15 protein-coding genes are annotated in these 15622 nt (G+C 64.0%); 2 read left to right on the top strand and 13 right to left on the bottom strand.

Annotated elements, in window-relative coordinates:
- Window positions 1-14 precede the first annotated feature (14 nt).
- Both D7I37_RS20600 and pcaC read left to right on the top strand, forming a co-directional pair.
- Window positions 15-1379: a 3-carboxy-cis,cis-muconate cycloisomerase gene (locus tag D7I37_RS20600; protein ID WP_129544264.1), complete on the top strand. Its 1365-nt coding sequence runs from the start codon at window positions 15-17 to the stop codon at window positions 1377-1379.
- Entirely contained in the window at window positions 1372-1767 is a 396-nt protein-coding gene (gene pcaC / locus D7I37_RS20595) for a 4-carboxymuconolactone decarboxylase (protein WP_061795244.1), read from the top strand. The genes D7I37_RS20600 and pcaC overlap by 8 nt, the downstream gene beginning before the upstream one ends.
- Here the strand turns inward: pcaC and D7I37_RS20590 are convergent.
- From D7I37_RS20590 to D7I37_RS20530, 13 genes are all read right to left on the bottom strand, one after another.
- Window positions 1758-2693, bottom strand: a complete 936-nt coding sequence (locus tag D7I37_RS20590; protein WP_061795245.1) for a LysR substrate-binding domain-containing protein — start codon at window positions 2691-2693, stop codon at window positions 1758-1760. The genes pcaC and D7I37_RS20590 overlap by 10 nt on opposite strands.
- Window positions 2694-2779: 86 nt before the next feature.
- A complete protein-coding gene (gene pcaG, locus D7I37_RS20585; RefSeq protein WP_174524331.1) occupies window positions 2780-3403 on the bottom strand; it encodes a protocatechuate 3,4-dioxygenase subunit alpha in 624 nt (207 codons plus the stop codon).
- On the bottom strand, window positions 3403-4131 hold the full coding sequence (gene pcaH / locus D7I37_RS20580) for a protocatechuate 3,4-dioxygenase subunit beta (protein ID WP_061795247.1): 729 nt from the start codon (window positions 4129-4131) through the stop codon (window positions 3403-3405). Before pcaH ends, pcaG begins: the two co-directional genes overlap by 1 nt.
- A gap of 204 nt (window positions 4132-4335) precedes the next feature.
- On the bottom strand, window positions 4336-5772 hold the full coding sequence (locus D7I37_RS20575) for a 6-phospho-beta-glucosidase (protein ID WP_095097636.1): 1437 nt from the start codon (window positions 5770-5772) through the stop codon (window positions 4336-4338).
- 137 nt (window positions 5773-5909) lie between these two features.
- On the bottom strand, window positions 5910-6644 hold the full coding sequence (locus D7I37_RS20570) for a MurR/RpiR family transcriptional regulator (RefSeq protein WP_061795249.1): 735 nt from the start codon (window positions 6642-6644) through the stop codon (window positions 5910-5912).
- Window positions 6645-6733: 89 nt separating this feature from the next.
- Window positions 6734-8041 (bottom strand): MFS transporter, encoded by a 1308-nt coding sequence (locus D7I37_RS20565; RefSeq protein WP_129544263.1) that lies wholly within the window; start codon window positions 8039-8041, stop codon window positions 6734-6736.
- An 84-nt stretch (window positions 8042-8125) separates the two neighbouring features.
- Window positions 8126-9076 (bottom strand): 2-hydroxyacid dehydrogenase, encoded by a 951-nt coding sequence (locus tag D7I37_RS20560; RefSeq protein ID WP_061795251.1) that lies wholly within the window; start codon window positions 9074-9076, stop codon window positions 8126-8128.
- Window positions 9077-9521: 445 nt separating this feature from the next.
- Window positions 9522-10466, bottom strand: coding sequence for a sulfonate ABC transporter substrate-binding protein (locus D7I37_RS20555; RefSeq protein ID WP_095097630.1), 945 nt, complete (start codon window positions 10464-10466; stop codon window positions 9522-9524).
- Window positions 10467-10477: 11 nt separating this feature from the next.
- Window positions 10478-11131 carry a methionine ABC transporter permease gene (locus D7I37_RS20550; protein ID WP_061795253.1) on the bottom strand — a complete coding sequence of 218 codons (654 nt, stop codon included), beginning with the start codon at window positions 11129-11131 and terminating at the stop codon, window positions 10478-10480.
- Complete coding sequence (locus D7I37_RS20545) at window positions 11115-12206, bottom strand: methionine ABC transporter ATP-binding protein (protein WP_083950334.1); 1092 nt, start codon at window positions 12204-12206, stop codon at window positions 11115-11117. The genes D7I37_RS20550 and D7I37_RS20545 overlap by 17 nt, the downstream gene beginning before the upstream one ends.
- 3 nt (window positions 12207-12209) lie before the next feature.
- Window positions 12210-13010 carry a MetQ/NlpA family ABC transporter substrate-binding protein gene (locus D7I37_RS20540; RefSeq protein WP_061795254.1) on the bottom strand — a complete coding sequence of 267 codons (801 nt, stop codon included), beginning with the start codon at window positions 13008-13010 and terminating at the stop codon, window positions 12210-12212.
- Between the two features lie 33 nt (window positions 13011-13043).
- A complete protein-coding gene (locus D7I37_RS20535) occupies window positions 13044-14414 on the bottom strand; it encodes an LLM class flavin-dependent oxidoreductase (protein ID WP_095097623.1) in 1371 nt (456 codons plus the stop codon).
- Window positions 14414-15619 carry an SfnB family sulfur acquisition oxidoreductase gene (locus D7I37_RS20530; RefSeq protein ID WP_129544262.1) on the bottom strand — a complete coding sequence of 402 codons (1206 nt, stop codon included), beginning with the start codon at window positions 15617-15619 and terminating at the stop codon, window positions 14414-14416. Before D7I37_RS20530 ends, D7I37_RS20535 begins: the two co-directional genes overlap by 1 nt.
- Window positions 15620-15622: the final 3 nt, after the last annotated feature.

Below are 15622 nucleotides of genomic sequence, written 5' to 3'. Positions count from 1 at the left end.
TCGCCGGAGGACCTATGGAATTACTGACGCCGCTGTTGCGATCTTCTGCCGTAAGCGGCTGTTTTAGCGACGCCGCCACGCTGCAGGGCATGCTGGACTTCGAAGCCGCGCTGGCCGCCGCGCAGGCGGAGCTGGGCATTATCCCCCCCGGCGCCGCGCGCCAGATTGCCGCGTGCTGCCGCAGCGATCTGCTCGATGCCGCGGCGTTGGCGCAGGCGGCGGCGCAGGCCGGCAACCTGGCGATCCCGCTGGTGAAGCAGCTGACCGCGGTGGTGGCGGAGCGCGACGCCGACGCCGCGGGTTTTGTGCATTGGGGCGCCACCAGCCAGGACGCGATCGACACCGGCCTGATGCTGCAGCTGCGCCAGGCGTTGGCGTTGACCCGCCAGGATCTTGACCGGCTGGCGGCGGCGTTGGTGCGGCAAATCACCGCGCATCGGCACAGCCTGATGATCGGCCGCACCTGGATGCAGCATGCCTTGCCCACCACCCTGGGGCTGAAGCTGGCCGGCACGCTGGACGCGCTGTTGCGCTATCGGCAGCGGCTGGAAGAAATGTCAGGCCGGGTGCTGGCGCTGCAGTTGGGCGGCGCCGCCGGCACCCTGGCGTCGCTGGGCGAGCGCGGCGGCGAGCTGGTCAGCGCGTTGGCCGCCCGGCTGCAGCTGACGGCGGCGGATGCGCCCTGGCACGGCCAGCGCGATCGGCTGCTGGAAATCGCCGGCTGGTACGCCGGCTTGAGCGGCACCCTGGGCAAGCTGGCGCGCGACGTGTCGCTGCTGATGCAAAATGAAGTGGCGGAATTGGCCGAGCCGGCGACGCCAGGCCGCGGCGGCTCTTCCACCATGCCGCATAAGCGCAACCCGGTGGCCTGCGCGGTGATCCTCTCCGCCGCCAACCGCGCTCCGGCGCTGATCGGCGGGCTGTACGCCGCCATGGTGCAGGAGCATGAGCGCGGATTGGGCGGCTGGCACGCCGAATGGGAAAGCCTGCCGGAGTTGGTGACGCTTTCCGCCGGCGCGCTGCATCTTGCCGCCGATCTGGTCGCCGGGCTGCAGGTATTCCCCGCCGCGATGCAGCATAACCTCAGGTTAACCGGCGGGCTGGTGATGGCCGAAGCGGTCACCATGGCGCTGGGAGAGGCCATCGGCCGGCTGCCGGCTCATCAGCACATCGAACGCCAGTGCCGTCAGGCGCTGGCGCAGCAGCGCCCGTTGCTGGCGGTGCTGCTGGAAGACCCGCTCGCTCGCCGGCATTTCACCGAGCAACAGCTCACCGATTTACTGGATCCGCAGCGCTACCTCGGCAGCGCGCAGATCTTTACCCAGCGGGTGCTGACTCAGGCATCCCCGAGCCTACCGGGAGCAGAAAGGCATGAATGACGAACAGCGTTATCAACAGGGCATCGAGGTGCGCAGGGCGGTGTTGGGCGACGACCACGTCGACCGCAGCCTCAGCCGCCTGACCCCGCTCAACGAAGAGTTTCAGGATTTTATCAGCCGTTACGCCTGGGGCGAAATCTGGACCCGGCCCGGGCTGGAGCGCCATACCCGCAGCCTGATCACCATCGCCATGCTGATCGCCCTCAACCGCGAGGCGGAGCTGCGCATGCACCTGAAGGCGGCGTTCAACAACGGCGTCACCCGCGAGGAAATCAAGGAAGTGTTGATGCAGAGCGCCCTGTACTGCGGGCTGCCGGCGGCCAATGCGGCCTTTCATCTGGCGGCGGAGGTCTTTGCCGAATGCGATCGCCCAGCGGATCAGCCGTGACGGGTTGCCCCGGCGATGCGCCGCACGCTGGCGATAAAGGCCAGCACCGCGTCGCTGTGTTCGCCGTCGTTGCGCGTCAGGATCCCCACCGCTTCCTCCATGCCCTGGGTCGCCAGCGGCAGCGGGATCAGCTGCCCGCCGGCGATATCGTCCTTCACCGCGCTGGAGGGCACAAACCACAGGTAGTCGAACTGCAGCGTCATCTGGCGCGCCAGTGAGGCCGACAGGGTCTCGACATACTGGCCGGGCAGGCTGAACCCCCGCGAGGACAGCAGGTTTTCGGTGTTATGGCGCGGCACCGTGCCCTTGGGCGACAGGATCGCCGGGTAGCTCAGCGCCCGCTCCAGGGTTACGGTTTCGCTCAACAACGGGTGGCCGGGGCGGGTGACCAGCAGCAGTGACTCCAACAGCAACAGTTCGAAGGCGATGCCGCTCATCATCGCCGGCTCGGCCATGCGGCCGATGGCCACCTCCAGCTCTCCGGCCTTCAGCTGCGCCAGCAGCTCGTCGTTTTTTGCGGTGATCACCTGAATGCGCGCATGCGGATGGGCCTGCTGGTATTGGCCGATGGCCTGCGGCAGCATGCCCAACGCGGCGGTGGGCAGGGCGCCGATGCGCAGCGCCCGGGCGGGCGCCTCGTCGAACCGCTCCAGCGCATGGCCGGCGGCGGCCAGCGCCTCCAGCACCCGGGTGGCGTACCCCAGAAACTGTTCGCCCTGTTCGGTCAGCTGCGTGCCTTGCCGATGGCGTACCAACAGCAGGTTGCCGGTCAGGGCCTCCAGCTCGCTGAGGGTTTTCGACAGCGCCGGCTGGCTCAGATTCAGTTTGTCGGCGGCGCGGCTCAGCGAACGCTCCTGCGCCACGGCGACAAAGCCGTTGATATGGCGCAAACGCATGCGCTGGATAAACAGATTGGCTTTTTTCATACCCCAGTGTAGGGAGTTTTTCCCGCCGCCGACAAGTGACGGCGGCCGCAGATTTTCAATATCGGCGGCCGCCGCGGCGCCCGGGCTCAGAGGTCGAAGAACACGGTTTCCCGATCGCCCTGAATGTAAATATCGAAGCGATAAACCACCTCGTCGCCGCGCCGCTCGCGCTGAGCGATCAACGTCTGGCGGCGCACCTCCAGTTCGATCAGGTTCAGCACCGGATCCCGTTGGTTGGCCTGCGCCTCGTCGGCGAAATAGACGCGGGTATGCAGCCCGAGATTGATGCCGCGCGCCACGATCCACAGATTGACGTGCGGCGCCATCGGGCGGCCGTCGCGCCCGCACACCGCGCCCGGTTTGACGGTGTCGAAGCGATACAGGCCGCTGTCGAAATCAGAGCAGCTGCGCCCCCAGCCGCGAAACGCCGGATCCAACGGTTTCTCCCGCTGCAGATCGCCGGGATGGCGGTAGCGCCCGTGGGCGTTGGCCTGCCAAATCTCCAGCAGCACGTCGCGGATCGGCGTGCCGCTGCCGTCGAACACCCGGCCTTCGAGGGTAATGCGCTCGCCCTGGGTTTCCGGCTGGGTCAATACGTGGCTGAAGTTGTTTTCGAAGATGTCGAAGCCGGCGGCGTGCGGCGCCAGGCCGATGTGCACATAGGGCCCGGCGGTCTGCGACGGCGTTTCCGGCAAATACGATGAAGGCATCATGGGTTCCCCTGCAGGCGGTTTTCGAACAGCGTGGCGCGATGGCCGCGCAAGACCAGGTCGAAACGGTAGGCCAGGCTGTCCAACTGCACCGAGGCGGTTTTGTCCAGCCCGGCGATCAGCGTGCGCACCGCATCGTCATTGTTGATGCCGCGGACAATCGGGCAACCGGCGATCAGCGGATCGCCCTCGAAGTACATCTGGGTGATCAGCCGCTGGGCGAAGGCGTCGCCGGACAGCGAAAAGTGAATATGGGCGGGGCGCCAGTCGTTGACCCGGTTGCGCCACGGATAGGGGCCGGGTTTGATGGTGCGAAAAAAGTAGTAGCCGTTATCGTCGGTCAGCATGCGGCCGCAGCCGCCGAAGTTGGGATCGATCGGCGCCAGGTATCGGTCCTTTTTATGCCGATAGCGGCCGCCGGCGTTGGCTTGCCACACCTCGACCAGCGCGTTGCGCAGCGGCAGGCCGTTTTCGTCGCGCACATAGCCGTGCACGATGATGCGTTCGCCGATCGGCAATCCCTGCTTGGCGTAGTTGAGGATCAGATCGTTATCCAGCGGGCCCAGCTCGTGGTCGCCGAACACCGGGCCGGTGATTTCGGACAGCGAATTCTGCAGCGAAATCAGCGCGTGCTTCGGCGAACGCAGCACGCTGGTTTTGTATTCCGGCACCAGCGCCGGCGGGTGAAGATCGTAATTGCGAGCGTAAAGCTCGTTTATCTGGCTCATGCGGAGATCCTCATGGCGTAGGGATATCAGAGGGCTGAGGTGTTGAGTTGTTATGTCAGCGCGTAGGGGAAACCGCCCCCCATCCCGAGTCTACGCAGGCCAAAGTGTTACAAGAAAGTGAAATTTCGCCGCAGGTTGCATAACTCAAGGTTATGTTCCGGGCGTAAAAAAGGGGCGGAAGCCGCCCCTGAAAGGCAGAGAGATTTACAGCCGTTCGCCGTTGCTGGCGATCACCCGGCGGTACCAGTCGAAGCTCTTCTTGCGCGAACGCGCGAGGGTGCCGGTGCCGTCGTCGTGTTTGTCGACGTAGATAAAGCCGTAGCGTTTGCCGTATTCGCCGGTGGTGAAGGATACGCAGTCGATGCAGCCCCAGGGGGTGTAGCCGATCAGATCCACGCCGTCGTCGATCACCGCCTTCTTCATCTCTTCGATATGGGCGCGCAGGTAGTCGATGCGATAGTCGTCGTCGATCCGGCCGTCGGCCTCGACCTTGTCGAATGCGCCGAAGCCGTTCTCGACGATAAACAGCGGCTTCTGATAGCGCTCATACAGCACGTTGAGCGAGTAACGCAGCCCGACCGGGTCGATCTGCCAGCCCCAGTCGGAAGCCTTGACGTGCGGGTTGGGCACGTTGCCGGGGAAACCGAACATGCCGTCGCTGTTGCTGACCGCGTCGGCCTGCAGCGCATTGCTCATGTAATAGCTGAAGCCGATGTAGTCGGTGCAGCCTTCGCGCAGGATTTGTTCGTCCTGCGGCTGCATCTCAATCCGCAGTCCTTTGCGTTCCCAGTCGCGCAGCAGGTAGGACGGGTAGTAGCCACGCACCTGCACGTCGGTGTACAGGTAGCGCTGGTGCATCGCCTCGACGGCGTACATCACGTCGTCCGGCTTGCAGGAGTACGGGTAGAAGGGCACGCAGGCCAGCATGCAGCCGATTTTGAACTCGGGGTTGATCTGATGGCCGAGCTTAACCACCTGCGCGCTGGCGACGAACTGGTGGTGCAGCACCTGATACAGCGCCTGTTCCGGGTTTTCTTCCCGGGTGTAATCCACGCCGGAGCAGCAGTAGCCGAACAGCGGATACCGGTAGTTGCTCTGGTTGTTGATCTCGTTGAAGGTCATCCAGTATTTCACTTTGTGCCGATAGCGGCGCATCACCACTTCGCTGAAGCGCACGAAGAACTCCACGACCTGGCGGTTCTTCCAGCCGCCGTAGGCTTTCACCAGATGGTAGGGCATTTCGAAGTGGGACAGGGTGATCACCGGCTGGATGCCGTGCTTCAGCAGTTCGTCGAACAGATCGTCGTAAAACTGCAGGCCGGCTTCGTTCGGCTCCGGCTCGTCGCCCTGCGGGAAGATGCGCGTCCAGGCGATCGAGGTGCGGAAGCATTTGAAGCCCATTTCGGCGAACAGCGCGATGTCCTGTTTATAGCGGCCGTAGAAATCCACCGCCTGGTGGTTAGGGTAGCGGTAGCCGTCGAGCACGCCGTCGGTCATCACGCGGTCTACGCCGTGCGCGCCGCCGGACAGCACGTCGGCGATGCTTGGGCCTTTGCCGCCCCGATCCCAACCGCCCTCGACCTGGTGCGCGGCGACCGCGCCCCCCCACAGAAAATCTTTCGGCAAGCGTTGCTGTTTCATCGTCAGGTTCTCATTGGTTTATTAATGAAAGGCTATGTAGTTAGCGTCTGAGAATATAGTAGCAACAGTGGAATGATTGTCACGATATAACAAATTACCGTTCGAGGTAATTTGTCACATTAAAAAAACAGCCTGTTTTATTTTGCCGCATTAATTAACCCCAGGCGTTTGCCGATGGTTTCAATAAGGTAAATAACCGGGATTTGGGTGGTGATATTGTGCTGGCCGCCGATCAGATACTGAGGCACGTGGTAGGAGAGGTTGAAGTCCGCCAGCCGCGCCAGCGAAGAGGTTTCGTTGTTGGTGATGCTGATGATTTTACAGTGATGCAGGCTGAACTGGCTGGCCAGTCGCAGGATCTCTTCGGTTTCGCCGGAGACCGACAGCACGATCGCCACGGCGTCTTTATACATGTCGCTGTTAATCGGATAATAAGGATCGTCGATGTGGGTGCTGAATTTCCCCACGTTGGAAAAGAAACGCGCGCCATATTTCCCCAGCGCGCCGGAGGTACTGATGCCGACGAAAATAATGCGCTCGGCGGCTGAAATATGCCGCACCGCCTGGTCGATCAGCTGATTGAATTCGTCGTTGTTGACGCTTTTGAAAAAGCTGATGATTTCACCGGCGCCGGAATCGGCCGGCAGCACTTCGCTTTGTTCGAGGTACAGTCTGAAGCGAATGCGGAATTCGGAATAGCCCTCGCAGCCCATCTTCTTGCAAAAGCGCAGTACGGTGGTGGTGGACACCCCGGCGGCCTCGGCCAGCTCGCGGATGGTCATGTACATCACCTGATTTTTGTTTTTGCTGACGTAGTTATAAACCATCAGCTCCAGAGCATTGAGTTCGGCGATTGCTTTATGGGTAAACATGGATCTGTCCGGCGGCTAACAACGGGAAGCTAATCAGCGGGCTAACATAGCAAATTTTGCCGCAGCCCGCTCGTGGTTTCCGTTGCCCGTCAGACGCGTTTGGCCTCGCCCAGCGGCGCATCCTCCGCCGCTGGGTTGGCGGTCAGGTCGCAGGCGGCCGGCAGCCGCCAGGCGATCAGGCCGGCGATAATCAACGAGGCCGCCAGGGCGCACACCGCCACATTCTGGCCGTACAGGTAGATCATCACGCCGACCAGATACGGCCCGCAGAAACCGCCCAGATTGCCCAGGCCGTTGATCACCCCGCGCGCGCCGCCGGCCACTTCCGCCGAGGCGATGCGCCCCGGCATCGACCAGAACGGGCTAGTGGCGGCCTTCAGGAAGAACCCGCACACCACCAGGGCGATATAGGCGGCGACCACGTTGTGGCGCAGCATCACCGAGGCCAGCAGGGCGCCGGCGAAGCAGAACAGCGACACCATCACCCACAGGCGGCGCTTGCCGGTTTTGTCGGTGAGCACCGAAATCAGGTAAATGCCCAGCAGGGTGGCGACGAACGGCAGGATAGCCAGGAAACCGACCGAGGCCATGCTGCCGCCGGTGAGGTTCTTCAGGATGGTCGGCAGCCACAGGGTGTAGCCGTAATCGCCGGTTTGGTAGAAGAAGTTCAGCAGCACCAACTTCATCAGCCCACGGTTGCGGAATACGTCTTTCAGCGGCGCGTTGCTGACCGGCTGGGTTTTGCTGCGTGCCTGGCGCTCGCGCGTCAGCTCGGTAATCAGGTAGTCGCGTTCGCGGGCCGGCAGCCAGCGCGCCTCCTGCGGCCGGTCGCTGATCAGCAGCCACCAGACGGCCAGCACCACCAGGGACAGCAGGCCTTCGAGGATAAACAGCCAGCGCCAGTCGAGCTGGTTGATGATGGCGCCGGAGACCGGTGCGGTCAGCATGCCGCCCAGCGGCGCAAACATCATCACGAAGGCGTTGGCGCGGCCGATTTCCCGCTCAGGGAACCAGTTGCTGATCATGGTCAGCACCACCGGCAGCATGCCGCCTTCGGAAATCCCTAACACGAAGCGTAACAGCAGCAGTTGATAATGGTTGGTGACGAAGCCGGTCGCCACCGACACCACCGCCCAGGCGCACAGCGACCAGGCGATGAAGCGCTTGCCGCTGCCGTTGACCGCAATCCGGCCGCCGGGCACCTGCAAAAACAGATAGCCGATAAAGAAGATGCCGCTGGCCAGACCGGCCATCTGGCTGGTGATGCCCAGGTCGCTTTCCATGCCGCCGGGCAGCGCGAAGCTGATGTTGACGCGGTCCATAAAAGAAATGATGCAGGCGATCAGGATCGGGGCGATGACCCGCAGCCAGCGGGTATTGGGTATTTTCTTATCCATGGCTTTCTCTCTTTGCAGGCACGGGGAAGAGCGCGTTATCCGGGGACAACGCGGTTCTGTTGGTCGGCGCTAATGAAAAAAGCGTTACTCGATGGCGTGGGGCAACGGCTCGCGGTTGAAGAAGGCGCTGACGTTGGCGAACACGATGTCGCTCATTTTCTGCCGGGTTTCATGGGTGCCGCTGCCGACGTGCGGCTGCAGCACCACCTGTTCCATGGCGAGCAGTGCGGCGGGCACCTGCGGCTCGTCGGCGTAGACGTCCAGCCCGGCGCCGGCGATGGCGCCGCTTTGCAGCGCGGCGATCAAGTCCGGTTGATTGACCACGCTGCCGCGGGCGATGTTGATCACCAGCGCATGGTTGGGCAGCGCGTCGAACACCGCCTTATCCACCAGGCCGGCGGTCTCTTTGCCGCCGGCGACGGCGACGATCAAAAAGTCGCTCTCACGCGCCAACGCCGGCAGGTCGGGGTAGTAGGCGTAGGGCAGGCTGCTGTGCCGGCGGCGGCTGGCGTATTGGATGCGCATATCGAAGCCGGCGGCGCGCTGGGCGATGGCGCGGCCGATATTGCCCATGCCGAAAATACCGAGGCGCTTGCCGCTCACCCGGGTGGTCAACCCCGGCGCTTCCTGCAGCCAACGGCCTGCGCGCACAAAGCGATCGTAGTGACACAGCTGGCGCGCGGTGGCCAGCAGCAGGCCCAGCGCCATGTCCGCCACGTCTTCGGTCAGCGCGCCGGAGGTGATGGTTACCGCAATGCCGTGCCGGCGGGCGTAGTCCAGATCGATGCCGTCGGTGCCGACGCCGAATACGGCGATCAACCCCAGCCGCGGCAGCTGTTCCAGCACCGGCGTGGCGACGCCCACGTCGCCGCGGGTCACCAGCGCGGTGATTGCGCCGCCGTGTTCGGCCAGGTAAGCGTGCGGGTCGTCCTGTTCGTAGAGACGATGCAGCCGGAAATCGCCCTCCAGGCGTTCCAGCAGGTTGGCCATCACCGGGGCCATCAACAGCACATCATGCGGGGTATCGGTCATCATTTTTACCTGTCGAGAAAAGGTTGTTGTTTCGTTATTGTTATCAAAGCGGTTTTCGCCGGGCTTTTTTGCGACGGATATCACGCTGAAGGATGTTAAAAAAGGCTGTTACCCGTAATGTGATCGCCGGGTGGAAAATAGCGGGCATGCCGTTAAAAAGACGGCGAAAAATTGCCGCACGGCGGTTTTTTTCACCTTTAGTGCGCTGAAGGAGGGCCGAACAGGCGGCGGGTAACAGCGGGGCGTAACACGCGCAGGGCTAAAAAAGAAAAACCGCACGACAGAAGTGCGGCAAAGGGTTCACGACGAACGAAACAAGGACAAAAATTCCGGAAGACGCGCGATGGAGGACTCTCATCGCGCGTCGCCATGATAAGCAAAAAACCGGCGGCGACAAATGCCGGATTTTGCTTTCTATAGTTAAATTAATGCAAATTTATTCAGTGGGTTACTTGTCTTCCGACCAGCGGGCAGCGTTAATGTCCACCTTCACCGGCAACAGCCCGATGGCGGTGAACCTGTCGGCCAGCCGCTGCTGCTGGCTGAACACCTCCGGCGTCATGCGCTGGCTGCCGAACGGCATGCGGGCGATGGCCTTGGCCCAGATGGCCTGCTCCAGCCCGGTGCTCTGCGCCAGGATCTTCGCCGCCTCCTCCTGATGCGCGTTGGCCCAGTCGCTCAGCTCACTCAGCTGTTGGATCACCTGCTTCGCGCTGTCCGGATAGGTGTCGGCGAAGTGGCGGCTGGCGAGGTAAAAGGTGTAATGCGGCACCAGCCCCTCGGCGTCTTTCAGCAGCCGGGCGTTGGCGTGGGTTTGCACTTCGGCGTAGAAGGGATCCCAGATCGCCCAGGCGTCGACGCTGCCGCGCTGGAAGGCGGCGCGCGCGTCGCTCGGCGGCAGGTACACCGGCGTGATGTCCTTATAGCTCAGCCCGGCCTGATCCAGCGCGCTCACCAGCAGGTAGTTGACGTCGGAACCCTTGTTCAGCGCCACGCGTTTGCCTTTCAGGTCGGCGACGGTTTTGATCGGCGAATCCTGCGGCACCACGATGGCCTCGGTTTTCGGGCTGGGCGGCGAGTGCGCCAGATACACCAGATCGGCCTTGGCCGCCTGGGCAAAGGCCGGCGGCGCGTCGCCGGTCGCCGCCAGATCGATGCTGCCGACGTTCAGGCCCTCCAGCATCTGCGGGCCGGCGGGGAATTCTATCCAGCGCACCTTGATGCCCTGCGGCGCGAGGGCTTTCTCCAGCGTGCCGCGGTATTTCAGCAGCGCGAAAATGTTGGCCTTCTGGTAGCCGATGGTGATTTGCTGCGGTTTTTCCTGCGCCGCGGCCGACAGGCTGAGCGCCCCCAGCAGCAGGGCGGCGAACAGCGGGGCGGTAAAAATTTTCATCGCGATGTTCCTTATTGACGGTGGTTCAACCGGCGAGACAGCCGATCGCCAAAAAATTGCAGCAGGGTGACCAGCGCCACCAGCACCAGGATCACCGTCAGCATCACCTGGGTATCGAAGCGCTGATAGCCGTAGCGGTAGGCCAGGTCGCCCAGCCCGCCGGCCCCGATGGCGCCGGCCATGGCGGAGGCGTTGATCATGGTGACCAGGGTGATGGTGAAGCCGCTGACGATGCCGGGCAGCGCCTCGGGCAACAGCACGTGGCGGATGATATGCCCGCGTCGGCAGCCCATCGCCTGCGCCGCTTCGATCAGGCCGTGGTCCACTTCGCGCAGGCTGACCTCGGCGATGCGCGCGAAAAACGGCATGGCGGCGATGGTCAGCGGCACCACCGCCGCCCAGACGCCGTACGAGGTGCCGACGATCAGGCGGGTGAAGGGGATCAGCGCCACCATCAGGATCAAAAAGGGGATCGAGCGGAACAGATTCACCAGCCAGCCCAGCACGCGCTGGATGCCCGGCCGCTCATACAGCCCGCCGCGTCCGCTGACCACCAGCACCACAGCCAACGGCAGGCCGAGCGCCAGCGCCAGCAGGGAAGACACGCCCACCATCAGCAGCGTATCGAGAAATCCGGCCCACAGCCGGTCAAGCAGCAGCGACATAACCCAATACCTCCACATCGTCGGCCAGCGCCGGTGAAATTGCCTGAACGGAAGGTGACGGCGTCACGGTAATCAGCAGATACCCGACGGCGTGGCCCTGAATATGCTCGATGGCGCTTTCCACCAGCGTCACGCGGCCGCCGAACGCCGCCAGCACCTGATTCAGCTCCAGCGAAGCGCCCTGGCCGCGATAGCGCAGCCGGATCAACAGCGGTGCGTCCGGCGCCGGCGGCTCGGGGCTGAGACGGCCTGTCAGCGACTCCGGCAGGCGATCGTGCGCCGGCGTCAGCAGGACGCGCGTGGTCGCCTGCTGCGGATTGCCGTACACCTGCCACACCGGGCCGCATTCGATAATCTCGCCGCGCTCCAGCACCGCCACCCGGTGGCAGATATCGTGGATCACCTCCATCTCGTGGGTGATCAAAACGATGGTGATATTGAACTCGCGGTTGATGCGCTGCAGCAGCGCCAGAATGGCGCGGGTGGTTTCCGGATCCAGCGCCGAGGTGGCCTCGTCGCACAGCAGCAGTTCCGGGTTATGCACCAGCGCCCGGGCGATGCCGACCCGTTGCTTTTGGCCGCCGGACAGCTGCGCCGGAAAGGCGTCCGGGTAAGCCTCCAGCCCAACCAGCGCCAGCAGCGCTTCCACCCGTTGCCGCCGTTCGGCGGCGGGCACGCCGGCCACCCGCAGCGGCAGCTCGATGTTTTGCCGCACCGTTTTGGCCGACAGCAGGTTGAAGTGCTGGAAAATCATGCCGGTGCGCCGCCGATAGCTCACCAACCGATCTTCGTTCAATTGGCCGATATCCACGCCGTCGACCTGTACGCTGCCGCCGCTGGGGCGCTCCAGCCGATTGATGGTGCGGATCAGCGAAGACTTGCCGGCGCCGCTGCGGCCGATAATGCCGAAGATTTCACCCCGCAAAATGCTCAGGTTGATATCCCTCAACGCCTCGGTTTGCTGGCCGGCGTAGCGTTTGCTGAGGCCGCTGAAGCGCAGATGGACCTCATCCCGACAGCGCACGACGTCATCCGCCGCCATGGCCTCCGGGTTGGACAAGATCAGGCTGGACATAGGCTACTGGCTCCAGCCGGGCTGATACAGCTTGCCGTAGAAACTGTCCAATTTTGCGCGCACCACCGGCGAGTGCTGATAGACGTCGACAAACTTGCGCAGCCGCGGATCGCCCTGGTGGCCGTCGCGGATCACGAACTGAATCACGTACTCCGGGTTTTCCAGCCCGTCGAACAACAGGGCGCTGGCCGGATCGACGGTGCCGGACAGCTTCAGATAGTGCGGATAGCCCTGCGCCAGATCCACTTCGTCCAGGGTGCGCGCCAGCTGCACCGCTTCCACCTCGGTGATTTCGATGTGTTTGGGGTTGCTGACGATATCCGCCTGGGTGGCCTGGATGCCGACGCCGGGCTTCAGCGTGATCAGCCCGGCCTTTTGCAACAGCAGCAGGCCGCGGCCGCCGTTGATCACGTCATTGGCGATCGCCACGCGGGCGCCGTCCGGCAATTCGGCGAGGCTTTTGTGTTTTTTGGAATACAGCCCGACGTTGTTGATGATCGCCGGGGCATAGGCCACCAAATGGAAATTGCCTTCTTTGTTGGCGTTGTTGAGGAACGGCAGGTGCTGGAACAGGTTGACGTCGATATCGCCGTTTTCCAGGCTGACGTTGGGCGCAGTCCAATCGCTGAATTCGATGATTTCCACCTTCAGCCCTTGCTTGCCGGCTTCTTCCGCCGCCACTTCCAGCGGCGGAGCGAAGGCGGCGGTGGTGCCGACCTTCAGCGCAGCGCCGTAATCATCGGCTGCGGCGGCGCCGGCGGAAAACGCCAGCAGGGCCGAGAACATCAGGTTTCGTATTGTCATGGTGTCGTTCCTTCAAAAAAGAAAATAAGCCGCTCAGGCGGACAAGGGGGAAGGCAGGCGCCAGCTCGCCGCCGGGTGGCTGGCGGGCAGCCGGTCCTGCTGCCGGAACAGCTTTTGCCGCAGGCTGCCGGGGCGGTAGGCGGTTTTATAACGGCCGCGGGATTGCAGCTCGGGCACCACCAAATCGATGAAGTCGCGGTAGCTGCCCGGGTTGACGATGCGCGTCAGGTTGAAGCCGTCGATATCGGCCTGGTCGACCCACTGCAGCAGCGCGTCGGCCACCTGCTGCGGATCGCCCACCACCAGCGGATAGCGCCCGCCCATGGCGTGCTGCTCCAGCAGCTGGCGGCGGGTCCAGCCGCGATAGGTTTGGCTCACCGATTCGATGGCCTGCGTCGGCCCGGCCTGGATCGGCTCGTCCAGCCCGAAGCGCGCCAGATCGATGCCGGTAGAGCTGGAGAAGTGGGCGATGCCGGCCTCCGGGCTGGCGTAGCGCAGGTACTCGCGGTATTTGTCCTGCGCTTCGGCGGCGGTGGGCGCCACAATCACCCCGAGGCCCATGAACACCTTCAGATCCTGGCGCCGACGGCCGGCGGCCACCGCGGCGGCGCGCAGCTTATCCACCTGCGCCTTCATCGCCGCCGGGGTGGCGCCGTTAACGAAGCTGCACTCGGCGTGGCGGGCGGCGAACCGTATGCCGCGCGCCGAACTGCCGGCCTGGAACAGCAGCGGGGTGCGCTGCGGCGAAGGCGACGACAGATGATAGCCTTCGACCTGATAGAACTCGCCGCGATGGATCACCTTATGGATCTTGCCGGCATCGGCGTAGACGCGCCGCTGGCGGTCGGCCAGCACCGCATCGTCTTCCCAACTGCCTTCCCACAGCTGATAGGCGACGTCGAGAAACTCGTCGGCCTGATCGTAGCGGCGATCGTGGCTGACCTGTTCGGTCAGGCCCATGGCGCGGGCGGCGCTGTCCAGATAGCCGGTGACGATATTCCAGCCGATGCGCCCCTGGGTCAGGTGATCCAGCGTCGACAGGCGACGGGCGAACGGATAAGGCGCCTCATAGCTGAGGTTGGCGGTGATGCCGAAGCCGAGATGCTGCGTCGCCGCGGCCATCGCCGACACCAGCAGCAGCGGATCGTTGACCGGCAGTTGGATGGACTCGCTGGCGGTCAGGGCGATGTTTTGTTGGTAGACGTCGTAAACGCCGAGAATGTCGGCGATAAACAGCCCGTCGAACAGCCCGCGCTCCAGCAGCCGCGCCAGTTCGGTCCAGTAGTCGAGCTGGTTGAATTCGGTGGATCGGTCCTGCGGATGGGTCCACATGCCGTGATGAATATGGCCGACGCAGTTCATGTTGAAGGCGTTCAGCAGGATCTCTTTAGCGGGCTGGCTCATTACAGGGTCCCCCGGCGCGGCGGCAGCACGCCGTTCAACAGATAGTCGCCGATCGCCGGGTACTTCCAGCGCACCGGATCGTGTAGCGTGTGGGTGCGGGCGTTGCGCCAGTGGCGATCGAGGTTGTGTTCCCGCAGCGTGGCGCGGCTGCCGGCCAGTTCAAACAACAGGTTGCCGGCGGCCAGCGCCACCTCGGTGGTCCAGGCGCGCGCCTTGGCCACTTCGATCGACGCCAGCGCCACGCTTTGTTCGTCGCTGTGGCGCTGCGCCGCGTCGACCGCCTCGCCGGCGGCCTCCAGCAGGGCGTCGCCGGCCTGAATGCGGGCGGAAATTTTGCCGATGCGGTCCAGCGTCAGCGGATCCTGGCTGGCGCGCTCCACGCCGGCGTCGATCCACGGCCGTGAGCTGTTGCGAACGAACTGCAGCATGTCCTGCCAGGCGGCTTTGGCGATGCCCTGGTCGATGGCGGCGTGCATGATCTGCGCCAGCGGGCCGACCGGCGTCGGGCGCTCAAAGACGCTGTGGAAGGGGACGATATCCTGTTCGTCGACCGGGCAATCCGCGAACGTTACGCTGCCGCTGCCGGTAGTGCGCTGGCCGAAGCCGGACCAGTCGTCGGTGATGGTCAGGCCGGGCGTGGCGCGCGGCAGAAACACCAACCGCTCCTTGCCGTCCTCGCCCAGGGCGGCGGTCGGGATGCGGCCGGCATACAGCGCGCCGGTGGCGTAAAATTTCTGGCCGCGCAGCCGCCATTGGTCACCCCGGCGGTAAAGCGCGGTGCTGCGATGGTGGGCGGCTTTGCCGGCGAATTCCGCCAGCGCGTTGCCGAAATGCACGCCGGCCAGCGCTTCCTGATACAGCCGCCGTTGCTGCTGCGGCGAACCCTGGACCCGCAGCACTTCCAGCGCGTAGAAGTGGTTCTGCGGCACCTGGCCGATCGAAGCGTCGGCCTGGCTGATAATGGCGATAATCCGCGCCAGCAGGCCGTTCGACAGCGCCGGCCCGCCAAATTCGCGCGGCACGGTAATGGCGCCGAGGCCGGAGGCGAACAGCGTCGCCAGCTCGGCGACCGGCAGGCGGCGCTGGCTGTCGCGCTCGGCGGAGGACGGCGCAAACTGCTCCGCCAGGCGGTGTGCGGTGTCCAATGCCTGTTCGGCGCTGGTGATGCGCTGCGCCGTCTGCGCCGGGGTTACCTGAGTGCTCATGTC

Source organism: Serratia sp. 1D1416, assembly GCF_003641105.1.
In the GTDB taxonomy this organism is placed as follows: domain Bacteria; phylum Pseudomonadota; class Gammaproteobacteria; order Enterobacterales; family Enterobacteriaceae; genus Serratia; species Serratia ficaria.
This window is presented reverse-complemented; position numbering and strand designations above follow the sequence as displayed.